We start from the raw sequence: 12,897 nt of genomic DNA on the forward strand, positions 1-12,897 counted from the left end.
GCGGAATTGGAGTGGGGTGGGGGGGGTAAACCGGCAGGGAGGCCGGTTTAGCCGCCCCGCGCCATGGAGGGCGCGTGGCGGCGGCCCCCCAAATCACTGGCGGATTACGGGCACACCGAGCCTAGGCGAGGTGCCGAGTGGTGGGGCAAGAGCCCTTTTGGTTACTTTTGGGGCTCTTTTCCAAAAGTGACCCGCTGTAAAAGCGGAACCCTAAGTGGCCGTTACCGCAGGAATGGATATGTACTCGATATAACAGCGTCGCCTGCCAGGCCGCCTTCGCGAGCAAGCCCGCTCCCACAGTTTGATCGCAGGGTGTCAGGTAAATAGGTGTTGGCTGGCAGGCCGTCATCGCAGGCAAGCCAGCTCCCACAGTTGGAGTGCGTTAGGGATTCTTCACATCGACCAGACTCATCAACCCCGCCAACGGAAAGTCCCCCTCAAGCTGCGCCAAACTGGCCGTGTACATCGGCTGTGGCTGACGCTGATGCCCATGCTGCAAAAAACTGATCAGGCTGCCCACCAGCGGTTGGTGGCTGACCAACAGCACGTCGTCATCGCTGTCGAGTTTCTCCAGCACTCGCTGAACATTCCCATCGGGCGTCAGCCACGGCACAGTACGGATTTCAGGCTGAAACCCCAGCACATCGCGCACCAACTGCGCCGTCTGTTGCGCCCTTACATAAGGGCTGGCAATGATGGCGCCCAAGGGCTGGCCAATCAGGTGCGCAGCACTGCGCAAGACTTCGGCACGCCCATGCTCGGTAAGGTTGCGCTCGGCGTCCGTGGGTGCGTGCCCTTCAGCTTCACCGTGACGTAGAATCCATACCTTCATAGCTTCGGCTCTTCATCACGCACCGGGTGCAGTGCCGGCGGTACGCTGTGGGCCGCTTCGCCTTCGGGCGCACGTGGGGTTGGCCAATCGGCGAACGGCCAGGGCTTTTGCTCGGTGTGGAAGCTGCCGAAGCGGCCAATCTGCGCCAGGAACTGGCTGAGGCTGTCGCCAAAGTTCATCAGGCCCAGGTTCGGCGCTCCGTAGACCAGCCGGTAAATCAATTGCACCACCACCAACGCGCCGAGCAGGAATTGCGCCACCTGCCACACCAGCGCAAACACCAGCATCCACAGGATGCGCAAGACAATCGACTCGTATGGGGGGGCAGCTTTGGGATCGTTCATGACGCGCTCCTCAGTTGAAACCACTGGTGGAAATGAAGTCGACATCGGTCTTGGGCTCGGCCCGCATCAGTAACTCGATGACCTGGTTCAAGGTGCGCCCTTCGAACAGGATCGCGTGCAGCCCGGCGACCAGCGGCATGTACACCCCCACTTCCTGGGCCTTGGCCTTCAAAACCTTGAGGGTGTTGACCCCTTCGGCCACTTCACCCAGGCGCGTCACCGCCTCCTCCAGGCTCAGCCCTTGGCCCAAGGCAAATCCAACCTGATAGTTGCGGCTTTTAGGCGATGAGCAGGTGACGATCAAGTCACCCACGCCCGCCAGGCCGAGGAAGGTCATGGGGTTGGCGCCCTGGTTCACCGCAAAACGCGTCATCTCGGCCAGGGCACGGGTGATCAGCATGCTCTTGGTGTTTTCGCCCATGCCCAGGGCCACGGCCATGCCGGCGATGATCGCGTAGACGTTTTTCAAGGCGCCGCCCAATTCGACGCCGAAGCGATCGGCGCTGGCGTAGACCCGGAAAGTACGGCCATGCAGCACCGCCTGGACGCGCTCGCACAAGGCCTCGTCTTCACTGGCGACCACGGTGGCGGTCAACGCGTGCTCGGCGACTTCCCGCGCAAGGTTTGGCCCGGACAGCACGCCAATGCGCGCCTGAGGGGCGATTTCGGTGAGGATTTCACTCATCAACTTGAAGGTGTGGGCTTCGATGCCCTTGGTCAGGCTGACCAACAACTTGCCAGCCAGGCGTTCGGCGTGGGGCGCCAATACCGAACGCAAGGCGCTGGAAGGCAGCGCGACGAAGCACAGGTCGCAAGCCGTGAGGGTGTCCAGCAGGTCGGTCACCGGTTCGACGGCAGGATGAATCTTGATACCTTTAAGGTAACGGGGGTTTTCGCGATGCACGCGAATGGCTTCGGCCTGCTCGGGGTCGCGCATCCACTGACGCACCGCGTGGCCGTTCTCGGCCAGCAGGTTAGCCACGGCGGTACCAAAACTTCCGCCTCCCAGGACCGCAATAGGGCGCTGTTCAGTCATATGCAATCCGTTAATCCATACCAGTGGCGATGGCGGCATTATACGGGGCGCCCGGCTTGCGGCCAGCCCCCCTATCAATTCGCGGTTTTGTCAGAAAATGCCACGGGTGTGCGAAGTAAATGCAAGTCCGACGACTGGCAAATAGCCGCGCCTCGGTTAACATGGTCGGCTATCCGCAATTAACAAGGCCGTGCCGTGTATCTAGGCCCTCCTCCTCGCTCATCACTGTTATTGATGCTGGTGTGCGCTACCTGCGCACAGGCCGACGACCTGTTCCTCGACAGCCAGCCGCTGCCCCAGGTCTTGACCGCCACGCGCCTCAAGCAATCGGCCGCCGCCGTGCCCGGCAGCATGACGGTGATCGACAGCGAGCTGATCAAGGCCAGTGGTGCCCGGGACATCTCGGAACTGCTGCGGCTGGTTCCCGGGATGATGGTCGGCTACACCAGTGGCAACCAGGCCTCGGTGAACTACCACGGCACCAGCGCCAGTGATGCCCGGCGCATGCAGGTGTTGATCGACGGGCGCTCGGTCTACCGCGCTGGCCTAGCCACGGTGGACTGGAGCGATATCCCGGTGGCCATGGAGGATATCGAGCGCATCGAGGTCTTTCGCGGCCCCAACACCGTCAGCTACGGCGCCAATGCACTGATGGCGGTGGTGAATATCCTCACCCGCTCGCCGGCCAACAGCCAGGGTTCACGGATAAAGGTGGTCCGTGGCGAACGTGGCATCAATGACTTCTATGCCAGCCAGGGTGTGGGCTGGGAGACCGGCGATTTGCGCTTGTCCCTGTCCGGGCAACAGGACGATGGTTTTGACAGCGACGCAGCCGGCGCCGACCGCCGTGACGGGCGCCGTCTCAACCGTTTCAGCCTGGCGGTGAGCCAGACCTTGAATGGGCAACAAAGCCTCGATTGGCAACTGAACGTCAAGGAAGGCACGAACCAGCGCCCTTATACCTACACCCCGGTGTTTGCCGGAATTACCGAAGGCGGTAGCAATTCCGACGCCACCGCCAAAGACTATGCGGGCTCCCTGCGCTGGAACTTCGACTTCAACCCCGACCACAGCCTGTATATCCAGGGTTCGGCACAGCAATGGGACCGCAAGCAAATCTGGAAAGCCTGTGACGCCAAGGTCTCGTTCAGCCCGGAGCTGACCCAGCTATGGCAGCTCAACCCCAACTATGCCGAACAGCTGGCGCGGCACATGGACACCTACAGCCAAGGCTCCGCACCACCCGGCAGCGCCGCCGAACAGGCCTTGGCCAATCAGGTGCTGGGCCAGTGGCGCAACGGCGCCAACCAGAGCGTGTGCGGCGATATCGACCAGAGCGCCCGTGAAAGCCGCTACGACGTGGAGATTCAGGACACGCTCAGCCTCTCCGACAGCCTGCGCCTGGTCAGCGGCATGAATTACCGCTACGACCGCGCCGACTCCGAGACCTACTTCAATGGCACCCTGGACGACACCACCTGGCGTCTGTTCGGGCATCTGGAATGGCGCGCCAGCGAACACTGGCTGCTGCAAGGTGGCGCCATGTACGAAGACACGCACCTGAGCGGTAACTCGCTGACGCCCCGTGTGGCGGTCAATTACCTGATCAACCCCCGCCACGGCTTGCGCGCGGTTTACTCCGAGGCGATCCGCTCGCCGGACATGTTCGAGAACAACGTCAACTGGAGCTACCGTGTCACCAATCTCAGCTCCCCGACCTACGGGCAAAACGCCGGGCAATATTTTGTCGTGACGCGCGGCCCCGGCAACCTCGACAAAGAGTTGATGCGCTCACGCGAGCTGGGCTACAACGGCTTCTTTGCCGAGCTGGGGCTGAATGTCGACGTGAAGCTGTTCTATGACGAAATCACCGACATGATCAGCTCGCCGCTGCGCAACAACCAGTACATCGCCAGTAACGCCAACAGCTCGCGCTTCACCGGTGCCGAGTCACAGCTCGACTGGCGCGTGAGTAGCGCCGACCGCCTGCGCCTGACCTATGCTTATGTAGACGCCACCTCCAGCAACCCGCTGGACAAAGCGCAAACCGCGCGTAACAGCGGCTCGGCCGGTTGGCTGCGTGAATGGGGCCAGGGGTGGTCCAGCGCCTTGTTCTACTATGGCGACGACGCACTCAACCAATATCGCTTCCAGCGGGTCGACCTGCGGGTGGCCAAGCGCATTGCCGTAGGCAAAACCAACGTGGAGCTGGCGGGCATGTTGCAACAACGCCTGGATAACCAACCCACCACCTGGGCGGACAACAACTACGACCATCGCCACGTTCTCTACTTCAGCGCCGAGCTGGACTTCTGACATGGCCGATCAGTCACGGATGACACGCCTCCTGGTTTCACGATTGTGGCGCCGCGGCCTGCTGCTGGCGTGCCTGCTGCTGGCAGCGCCGGCCTGGAGTGCCAGCATCCTGCTCACGGCCGCCGAGGACGGTGCCGGTGTGCGCGCCTTTACTCAGGCCCTTGCCCAACAGCGCCCCAACGACCAGGTCAGCTTTACCCCCCTCAACGAGTTGCAGGCGCCCAGGGACTTGCCCGCCAGCACCCGTTTGATCCTCCTCGACCTGCCCGGCCTCGACTGGCGCCTGCAGGATGCCCAGGGGCCGCCCGCTCTGGTGTTGCGCATCAGCCGCCTCCAGGCCCGGCAACGCCTGGGCAATACGCACCCGGCGAAAATCAGCCTGCTCTGGAGCGACCCGCCGCTGGAGCGTCAGTTGCGCCTGATCGCCCATATCCTGCCCCAGGCCCAGCGCGTTGGCGTGCTTTACGATGCCGGCAGTGAGTTCCTGCTGCGCGAACTGATGCAGGCCGCCAAGCCCATAGGCCTGGAAATCGTGCCCCAGCTCTGGGACAACACCAGTGACAGCCGCCCGCTGCAAAACCTGTTCAGGAACAGCGACGTGCTACTGGGCCTGGACGATCCGAACCTGTACAACCCCAAAACCGTAAAAAACCTGTTGCTGAGCAGTTACGCCCGACAACTGCCGTTGGTGGGGCCCAATGCCGGCTTTGTGCGGGCCGGCAGCCTGGCCAGCACCTACAGCGATCAGGCCGACTGGCTCGCCGTGCTGGACCATCTGCTAGACCAGCCGCCGGCCAATTGGCCGCACACGCTCTACCCTGAACACTTCAAAGTCGTGGGCAACCCGCAAGTCGCACGCTCACTGGGCATCGAACAGGTCGATGAAGTCGCCGTTGCCGCCCGCTTGGCCGAAGGAGAACAACGTCCATGACCTTGCGTCGTCGTTGGGATATCAACACCCGCACCCAGCTCATTACCCTGGGCCCCGCGCTGCTGTTGACCCTGCTGCTCATCACCTTCTTCACCTTTGTGCGCATCCAGGATTTGCGCCAGGAACTGGACCACACCGGTCAATTGATCGCCAACCAGCTGGCGCCCGCCACTGAGTACGGCGTGATTTCCGGCAACAACGACGTGCTTGAATCCCTGCTGCGTGCAACCCTGGCCACGCCCCATGTACGCTTCCTGGAGATCCAGGACAGCGCCGAGAACATCCTGGTGTACGTGGAGCAGCCGTCCGAGCGACATGATCGCTCGCTGTCGGTGAAGGTGTTCCAGGCACCGATCCGCCTGCAACACATCCAGCTCAACAATGACTTTTTCCAGGACAACCTCAACGAACCCAAGGCCCCCCGCGCGGACTACCTGGGGCGGGTGATCGTGGGCATGTCCAATGATGCGTTCAGCCAGCGCCAGCAGGAGATCCTGTTCAAGGCCGGGATCCTGGCGTTGTTCGCCCTCCTGTTTACCTTCCTGCTGGCGCGGCGCTTGTCGGCGAGCCTGTCAAAGCCGATCAGCGCCATGGGGCATGCGGTCAAGGCCATCCAGCAAGGCGATTACAAGACGCCACTGCCCATCGTCGATGACTCGGAACTGGGCGACCTCTCGCGGCATATCAACAACCTGGCCGAGGGCCTTCACCAGGCCAGTCGCGAACAGCAACAAGCCATGGCCCAGTTGATCCAGACCCGTGAAGAAGCCGAGCGGGCGAACAACGCCAAGTCGGATTTCCTGGCGATGATGAGCCATGAACTGCGCACGCCCATGAATGGCGTGCTGGGCATGCTGCAACTGCTGGAAACCACCGAGATGACCGAGGAGCAGACCGAGTATGCGGCGCTGGCTTCGGAGTCTACCGAGCACTTGCTCAAGGTGATCAATGACATCCTCGACTTCTCACGCATTGAACGCGCCGCACTGGAGCTGGAGCATATTCCGTTCAACCTGGCGGACCTGATCAGCAGCTGCGCCCAAGCGTTCCAGCACAGTGCCCAACAGCGCGGGCTGAGCCTGGAGTTGCCCATCCCCATGGGCCTGGAAGCCCTGCGGGTGCGCGGCGACCCGACGCGGATCCGTCAGATTCTGGTAAACCTGATCGGCAATGCATTGAAATTTACCGAACATGGCAGCGTGACCGTCGAGCCCCACTGGCAAACCCTGGACCATGAGTTGCTGTGGTTCACCTGCACCGTGCGCGACAGCGGCATCGGTATTTCTGCCGAACGCCTGGATTTGATGTTCGATGCCTTCCAGCAGGCCGACAGCTCCATTTCCAGGCGTTACGGTGGCACGGGCCTGGGCCTGCCGATTGCGCGCACCCTGGCCGAACGTATGGGTGGCACCTTGCGCGCCCAGAGCGAAGAAGGTCGAGGCTCAGTGTTCACCTTGGAGATTCCGCTGGCCATTGACCAGCAGCATGTGCCGGTCGCCGCTCCTGATGCGCTTGGCAAAGCCAGCGCCGGCGATGGGCGCCACGTACTGTTGGTGGAGGACAACCCGGTCAACCGCACCGTGGTCGAAGCGATGCTGCGCAGCCTGGGCTTCGAAGTCAGCCTGGCCACGGACGGCGCCGAGGCGATCCGCAGCGCCGAGAGCTTGATTTTCACCGCCATCCTGATGGATTGCCGCCTGCCCTTGATTGATGGCTACGAGGCCACGCGGCAGATTCGCCAACTGCCTGGCTGCGCCGATCTGCCGATCATCGCCCTGACGGCCAACGCCTTGCAGGGCGATCGCGAAGCCTGCCTGGCAGCCGGAATGAACGATTACCTGGCCAAGCCGTTCAAACGCACGGATTTGCAGCAAATCCTGCAGCGCTGGGTGCAATAGCGCCGCGCCATCAGCCAACTGCGACTGGCGTGAAAGACGAAAGTGGGGCAGTCTTAGGCACCCGAACGGGCTGATAAACAGGCCCGGTTTAAAATTTCAGTGAACAAGTGTACATTCAGTGCCTTGCCGCTGTGACTTTCACTACAACGCAATAGTCTATGTGTAGGCTGCCGCTATGAGGCATGAACGCTTCATTCGGTTCGGGAAGATTTGCCCAACCCAGCCGCATGGGATTATTGAGGAGCTCGCATGACCAAACAAAACGCCTTTACTCGGGAAGACCTGCTGCGCTGCAGTCGCGGTGAGCTGTTCGGCCCAGGTAACGCGCAACTGCCCGCCCCGAACATGCTGATGGTGGATCGCATCACCCATATCAGCGAAGAGGGTGGCAAGTACGGCAAAGGTGAATTGGTCGCCGAGCTGGATATCACCCCTGACCTGTGGTTCTTCGCTTGCCACTTCGAAGGCGACCCTGTGATGCCAGGCTGCCTGGGCCTTGATGCCATGTGGCAGCTGGTCGGTTTCTACCTGGGCTGGCAAGGCCTGCCGGGCCGCGGTCGCGCCCTGGGTTCGGGCGAAGTGAAGTTCTTTGGCCAGGTACTGCCGAGCGCCAAGAAAGTCACCTACAACATTCAAATCAAGCGCGTCCTCAAGGGCAAGCTGAACCTGGCCATCGCCGACGGTTCGGTGACTGTCGACGGTCGCGAGATCTATACTGCCGAAGGCCTTCGGGTCGGCGTATTTACTTCCACTGACAACTTTTAAGGGTTATCCGCATGCGCCGCGTCGTTATCACTGGTCTGGGCATCGTTTCTTGCCTGGGCAATGACAAAGAGACCGTCACCGCTAACCTGCGTGCAAGTCGCCCTGGCATCCGCTTCAACCCGGAATATGCCGAAATGGGTCTGCGTAGCCAGGTTTCCGGCTCCATTGACCTGCCCCTCGAAGAACTGATCGATCGCAAGATCTATCGCTTCGTCGGCCACGCTGCCGCCTACGCCTACCTGGCCATGAAAGACGCGATCGCGGACTCCGGCTTGAGCGAAGACCAGGTTTCGAACGTACGCACCGGCCTGATCGCCGGCTCCGGCGGCGCATCGACCCTCAACCAAATGGAAGCGCTGGATATCCTGCGCGAAAAAGGCGTGAAGCGCGTCGGCCCTTACCGTGTCACGCGGACCATGGGCAGCACCGTTTCCGCTTGCCTGGCTACGCCATTCCAGATCAAGGGCGTGAACTACTCGATCTCCTCCGCATGCGCCACCAGCGCCCACTGCATCGGGACTGCCGTTGAGCAGATCCAACTGGGCAAGCAGGACATCGTATTTGCCGGCGGCGGTGAAGAAGAGCATTGGAGCCAGTCGTTCCTGTTCGACGCCATGGGTGCATTGTCCACCCAGTACAACGAAACCCCAGAAAAAGCCTCCCGCGCTTACGACGCCAAGCGTGACGGTTTCGTCATCGCCGGCGGTGGTGGCATGGTGGTGGTCGAGGAGCTGGAACACGCCCTGGCCCGTGGCGCGAAGATCTACGCGGAAATCGTTGGCTATGGCGCGACGTCCGACGGCTACGACATGGTTGCGCCAAGCGGTGAAGGCGCCATCCGCTGCATGCAGATGGCAATGTCCACCGTCGACACCCCAATCGACTACCTGAACACCCACGGCACCTCGACCCCGGTCGGCGATGCCAAGGAAATGGAAGGCGTGCGTGCGGTATTTGGCGACAAGGCTCCGAAAATCAGCTCCACCAAGAGCCTGTCGGGTCACTCCCTGGGCGCCGCTGGCGTTCACGAAGCGATCTATTGCCTGCTGATGATGGAAGGCAACTTCATGGCCGGCTCGGCCAACATCGACGAGATTGATCCGGTTGTGGCTGATATGCCGATCCTGACCAAGACCGTTGAAAACGCCAAGATCGACACCGTGATGAGCAACAGCTTTGGTTTTGGTGGCACCAATGCCACCTTGGTACTCAAGCGCTGGCAGGGCAAGTAAGCCCGCAGGTTGATCACACGAAAAAGCCCCGACTGGTTCGGGGCTTTTTTTTGCGTTTGATTTGAAACCGCGTCGCCTTCATCGCAGGCAAGCCAGCTCCCACATTCGACCGTGCTCACCTTGAAGAAACGCGGTCCAGTGTGGGAGCTGGCTTGCCTGCGATTGGGCCAACCCGGTTCCCCGCCCTACACCGAAAACCGCGCCACCATCGAATTCAGATCCACCGCCAACCGCGACAACTCCTGGCTCGCTGCACTGGTCTGATTGGCCCCGGTCGATGTCTGGTGCGCCAGGTCGCGGATATTCATCAAGTTACGATCCACCTCCCGCGCCACCGCCGCCTGCTGCTCCGAGGCACTGGCGATCACCAGGTTGCGTTCGTTGATCAAGGTGAATGCCGAGGCAATCTCTTCCAGGGCCATGCCCGCCGATTTGGCGATATCCAGTGTGGAGCGCGCCCGAGTATTGCTCTGCTGCATCGAGCTGACAGCCTGGTCGGTGCCCTGCTGAATCCCGCTGATCATCTGCTCGATTTCCTGGGTCGACTGTTGTGTGCGATGAGCCAAGGCCCGCACCTCATCGGCTACCACCGCAAACCCGCGCCCGGCATCCCCTGCTCGCGCCGCTTCAATCGCCGCGTTCAGTGCCAGCAAGTTGGTTTGCTCGGCAATCGAGCGAATCACATCCAGCACTGTGCTGATGCCATAGACCTTTTGCGCCAGCGCTTCGACCTGGGTCACATTGGCGGTCACATCGGTGGCGAGGGCTTCAATCGAGACCACCGTCTGCTGCACCTGTTCACGCCCTTGCTGGGCAATGCGGTCGGATTCGCGAGACGCCTGGGACGTGGCCACGGCATTGCTCGCCACCTCCTCCACCGCCACCGTCATCTGATTGACGGCCGTGGCCGCCTGTTCGATTTCCTGGTTCTGCTGGTGCAAGCCACGGGTCGCATCCTCGGTGACGCAACTGAGCTCTTCGGAAGCCGACGCCAATTGGTTCGATGATTCTGATATGCGCCGGATAGTGTCGCGCAAGCTCTCCTGCATACGCTTGAGCGCCTGTTGCAAGCGCGCTGGCTCGTCGCTGCCACTGAGCCTGATGTCGCCCGTCAAGTCGCCACTGGCAACGCCCTGGGCCACTTTCAACGACTGTGCCAACGGCAGCACGATGCTGCGTGTCAGCCACACCGCCAGGCCAATCGTGATTAACGCCGTGACGCCAATCATGACCATCACCCAGACCCGCGACTGGCTGAACACCTGCTGTGCCAGCCGGGCGGCCTCGTTGGCGCTGGACTTGTTCAGATTGACCAACTCACGCAGCGTCACGGCCATCTGGTCGGCCATCTGATTCATTTCGCCATTGACCACCGCAATGGCGTCCTCCAGCCGATTAGCCTTGGATAAGCCCACCACCTGCTCCTGGCGTTGCAGGTACTGCTGCTCCTCGACCTTGAAGCGATCAAACAGCACCCGCTCCTCTGGCAAGACGATCAATGCCTCGTACACGCCTTCAGCGTGATGCAAGCCGGTTTTGATCTCGGCGATTTTCTGCTCGTTCTGCGCCACCGCCTGGGGGTCGCGGTTGACCAGCAAGCGCAACGTCAGCGCCCGAATGCGCAACACATCCTGATTCATCTCCCCCACCGCCATGACGCTGGGCAGCCAGTTGGTCTCCACCTGGTCCGACTGCTGGCGCATATTAGCCATCTGCAACAGGGCAAAGCCGCCCAAGACGAACACCATCAACGCCAGCACACCAAAGCCCAGGCCGGCGCGAGGGGCGATATTCAAACTGCGGATATTCATGCCAGGGTTCCTTCCAAAAGTACTGCATCCACCTGCAGCGGGTCTCTTGGACGTTATCGGCACCTCAGATCATGAGCATAAGATCAAAACGCGATATCAACGCGCGTCTCCATCGCGAGGCGGCTTGGGCAGGATGGCCAGGAAATTGTCGCGGGCAACCTTGTGGGCAACGTCTTCAGGCAACGCATCGAGGAAAGGATCGAAGCGGCGCATCTCTTTGCCCAACTTATTGAAGCGCCCCACAACATCGGAGCCGAGCATGAAGCGATCCGGGAAGCGCTCCACCAGCGCAACCCATTGCGGCCGTGGCTTATCGGCGTCGTCCAGCAGATACGGTGTGAGCATGCTCCAGGACAAGTCGATATACAGGTTGGGGTAAGCCTCAAGCAGGCGCGCCAAGGTGGGCAGCAAAAACTCCATTTGCACCTGATGACGGTGGATTTCCTTGCTGGTACCGGCATGGGCCCAGATAAAACGCGTGTGCGGGTGGTTGCGTAACGGCTGCTCGACTTCCGCCAGGTACAGTGGGTTGCGCTCACGTTTGGAGGTAATGTTGGAATGCAGCATCACCGGCAGGTCGTTTTCGGCCGCCAGGTGGTAGATGCGCGTCATGGCTTCGTTATTGGCACGCGGCGTGTCGCCGGAAGTCAGCGCGGTGAGGTCATCATGGCGGGTAAACACTTCACCGATGCCCTGCCACAGCCCAGGGTTGAGGTCGAGCATGCGCTGAATGTGGGCGGCGGAGTTCTTGTCGTTGGGATTGAAACCGGCGAGGAACGGGTGAAAGTGCTGGCGTTGCGCAGGAGAAAGTTTATTCACTGCCGCCGCGACGATCACATCCGTGGCGCTGTACCAATAAGCATCGGCGTCGTCACCGGCGTAATAGCGCGGGCGCTTGGGCTCGTCTTCGTGCCATTTCTTGGCCACGGGAATCCCGGAAATCATGACGTGCTCAATGCGGTTGTCCGCCATGGCCTTGAGCAGCTTGTCCATACCAGCGGTTTCCTGGAAAAAATCCACGTAATGCAGGTGCGCGTCGCTGTAGGCATAGTCACGGGCCTGCGCGGCAAGGCTGCTGATGGCGAGCAACAAGGCAAGACTCAGGCGGGTTCCAGACACGGTAAAACCTCACTATGGGCTGATACGGGTAGACCTTGCGCCAGCCTTCAGGGTTCAGCATGGAAAAAACCGGAACACTGGAGTGCCAGCATGCTCTATAACTGCATGACCTTCATCCTGCGCCCTCACGAGGTTTGCCATGCCTGTTACCGTTAATACGTTGAACGCTGAAAACTTTCGTCACAGCGTGAATATCAATAATCACGAGCTGTTTACCGACCTGCCCAAGAGCTTGGGCGGTGACGATTCGGCGCCGTCCCCCCACGATTATTTCGATGCTGCGCTGGCGTCGTGCAAAGCTTTGACCGTGAGGCTCTACGCGCAGAAAAAAGATATCCCGCTGACCGGCGTGACCGTGGAGGTCACTCACGACAGCGCCGAAGAGCAAAAGGGTAAATACAAGCTCAACGTCAAGCTCACCCTCAAGGGCGTACTCACCGACGCCCAGCGCGATGAACTGCACCGCGTCGCCGATAAATGCCCGGTACATAAGCTGATGACCACTGCCGAAGTCACTATCGAGACGAAATTATCGGAAGGCGCCTTCAGCCAATAGCCCCACCTTCCCATCGAGCGGGTTATGCTCAAAGCATCTAACCCGCTCAGACTGGGA

Annotated in this window: 11 protein-coding genes; 6 read left to right on the top strand and 5 right to left on the bottom strand. The window is 60.9% G+C overall.

What is annotated here, in order from left to right; all coding sequences use genetic code 11:
- Nucleotides 1-382: 382 nt before the first annotated feature.
- Genes sixA through BMH52_RS23495 form a run of 3 tightly spaced genes read right to left on the bottom strand, consistent with a single transcriptional unit; the run spans nt 383 to nt 2,212 of the window.
- A complete protein-coding gene (gene sixA, locus BMH52_RS23485) occupies nt 383-832 on the bottom strand; it encodes a phosphohistidine phosphatase SixA (RefSeq protein WP_073845236.1) in 450 nt (149 codons plus the stop codon).
- A complete protein-coding gene (locus BMH52_RS23490) occupies nt 829-1,176 on the bottom strand; it encodes a DUF4389 domain-containing protein (RefSeq protein ID WP_073845238.1) in 348 nt (115 codons plus the stop codon). Before BMH52_RS23490 ends, sixA begins: the two co-directional genes overlap by 4 nt.
- Before the next feature lie 10 nt (nt 1,177-1,186).
- A complete protein-coding gene (locus BMH52_RS23495; RefSeq protein ID WP_014717747.1) occupies nt 1,187-2,212 on the bottom strand; it encodes an NAD(P)H-dependent glycerol-3-phosphate dehydrogenase in 1,026 nt (341 codons plus the stop codon).
- 195 nt (nt 2,213-2,407) lie between these two features.
- Here BMH52_RS23495 and BMH52_RS23500 point away from each other — a divergent pair, with 195 nt between their 5' ends.
- The 5 genes from BMH52_RS23500 (at nt 2,408) to fabB (ending at nt 9,354) form a co-directional block, all read left to right on the top strand.
- On the top strand, nt 2,408-4,528 hold the full coding sequence (locus BMH52_RS23500) for a TonB-dependent receptor domain-containing protein (protein ID WP_333959125.1): 2,121 nt from the start codon (nt 2,408-2,410) through the stop codon (nt 4,526-4,528).
- A 1-nt stretch (nt 4,529) separates the two neighbouring features.
- Entirely contained in the window at nt 4,530-5,459 is a 930-nt protein-coding gene (locus tag BMH52_RS23505; RefSeq protein ID WP_073845240.1) for an ABC transporter substrate-binding protein, read from the top strand.
- Nucleotides 5,456-7,357, top strand: a complete 1,902-nt coding sequence (locus BMH52_RS23510) for an ATP-binding protein (protein WP_014717744.1) — start codon at nt 5,456-5,458, stop codon at nt 7,355-7,357. Before BMH52_RS23505 ends, BMH52_RS23510 begins: the two co-directional genes overlap by 4 nt.
- Before the next feature lie 249 nt (nt 7,358-7,606).
- A complete protein-coding gene (gene fabA, locus BMH52_RS23515; RefSeq protein WP_003190035.1) occupies nt 7,607-8,122 on the top strand; it encodes a 3-hydroxyacyl-[acyl-carrier-protein] dehydratase FabA in 516 nt (171 codons plus the stop codon).
- 11 nt (nt 8,123-8,133) lie between these two features.
- The gene (gene fabB, locus BMH52_RS23520; protein ID WP_003190033.1) at nt 8,134-9,354 is read left to right on the top strand and encodes a beta-ketoacyl-ACP synthase I; all 1,221 of its coding nucleotides are present in this window, start codon (nt 8,134-8,136) and stop codon (nt 9,352-9,354) included.
- Nucleotides 9,355-9,539: 185 nt separating this feature from the next.
- Here fabB and BMH52_RS23525 read toward each other — a convergent pair whose 3' ends face one another.
- Together BMH52_RS23525 and BMH52_RS23530 are read right to left on the bottom strand one after the other, a co-directional pair.
- Nucleotides 9,540-11,165, bottom strand: coding sequence for a methyl-accepting chemotaxis protein (locus BMH52_RS23525; RefSeq protein WP_058410670.1), 1,626 nt, complete (start codon nt 11,163-11,165; stop codon nt 9,540-9,542).
- Nucleotides 11,166-11,261: 96 nt separating this feature from the next.
- Entirely contained in the window at nt 11,262-12,284 is a 1,023-nt protein-coding gene (locus tag BMH52_RS23530; protein ID WP_073845242.1) for an amidohydrolase family protein, read from the bottom strand.
- A gap of 139 nt (nt 12,285-12,423) precedes the next feature.
- Here BMH52_RS23530 and BMH52_RS23535 point away from each other — a divergent pair, with 139 nt between their 5' ends.
- Nucleotides 12,424-12,840, top strand: coding sequence for an OsmC family protein (locus BMH52_RS23535; protein ID WP_057703709.1), 417 nt, complete (start codon nt 12,424-12,426; stop codon nt 12,838-12,840).
- The last annotated feature ends 57 nt before the right edge of the window (nt 12,841-12,897 follow it).

It is taken from the genome of Pseudomonas sp. BTN1, assembly GCF_001907715.1.
GTDB classification, from domain to species: Bacteria; Pseudomonadota; Gammaproteobacteria; order Pseudomonadales; family Pseudomonadaceae; genus Aquipseudomonas; species Aquipseudomonas paracarnis.

What these genes read in the sequence shown, in the direction of transcription:
- sixA (WP_073845236.1), bottom strand. Translation starts at nt 832, where the DNA reads ATGAAGGTATGGATTCTACGTCACGGTGAAGCTGAAGGGCACGCACCC.
- BMH52_RS23490 (WP_073845238.1), bottom strand. Translation starts at nt 1,176, where the DNA reads ATGAACGATCCCAAAGCTGCCCCCCCATACGAGTCGATTGTCTTGCGC.
- BMH52_RS23495 (WP_014717747.1), bottom strand. Translation starts at nt 2,212, where the DNA reads ATGACTGAACAGCGCCCTATTGCGGTCCTGGGAGGCGGAAGTTTTGGT.
- BMH52_RS23505 (WP_073845240.1), top strand. Translation starts at nt 4,530, where the DNA reads ATGGCCGATCAGTCACGGATGACACGCCTCCTGGTTTCACGATTGTGG.
- BMH52_RS23510 (WP_014717744.1), top strand. Translation starts at nt 5,456, where the DNA reads ATGACCTTGCGTCGTCGTTGGGATATCAACACCCGCACCCAGCTCATT.
- fabA (WP_003190035.1), top strand. Translation starts at nt 7,607, where the DNA reads ATGACCAAACAAAACGCCTTTACTCGGGAAGACCTGCTGCGCTGCAGT.
- fabB (WP_003190033.1), top strand. Translation starts at nt 8,134, where the DNA reads ATGCGCCGCGTCGTTATCACTGGTCTGGGCATCGTTTCTTGCCTGGGC.
- BMH52_RS23525 (WP_058410670.1), bottom strand. Translation starts at nt 11,165, where the DNA reads ATGAATATCCGCAGTTTGAATATCGCCCCTCGCGCCGGCCTGGGCTTT.
- BMH52_RS23535 (WP_057703709.1), top strand. Translation starts at nt 12,424, where the DNA reads ATGCCTGTTACCGTTAATACGTTGAACGCTGAAAACTTTCGTCACAGC.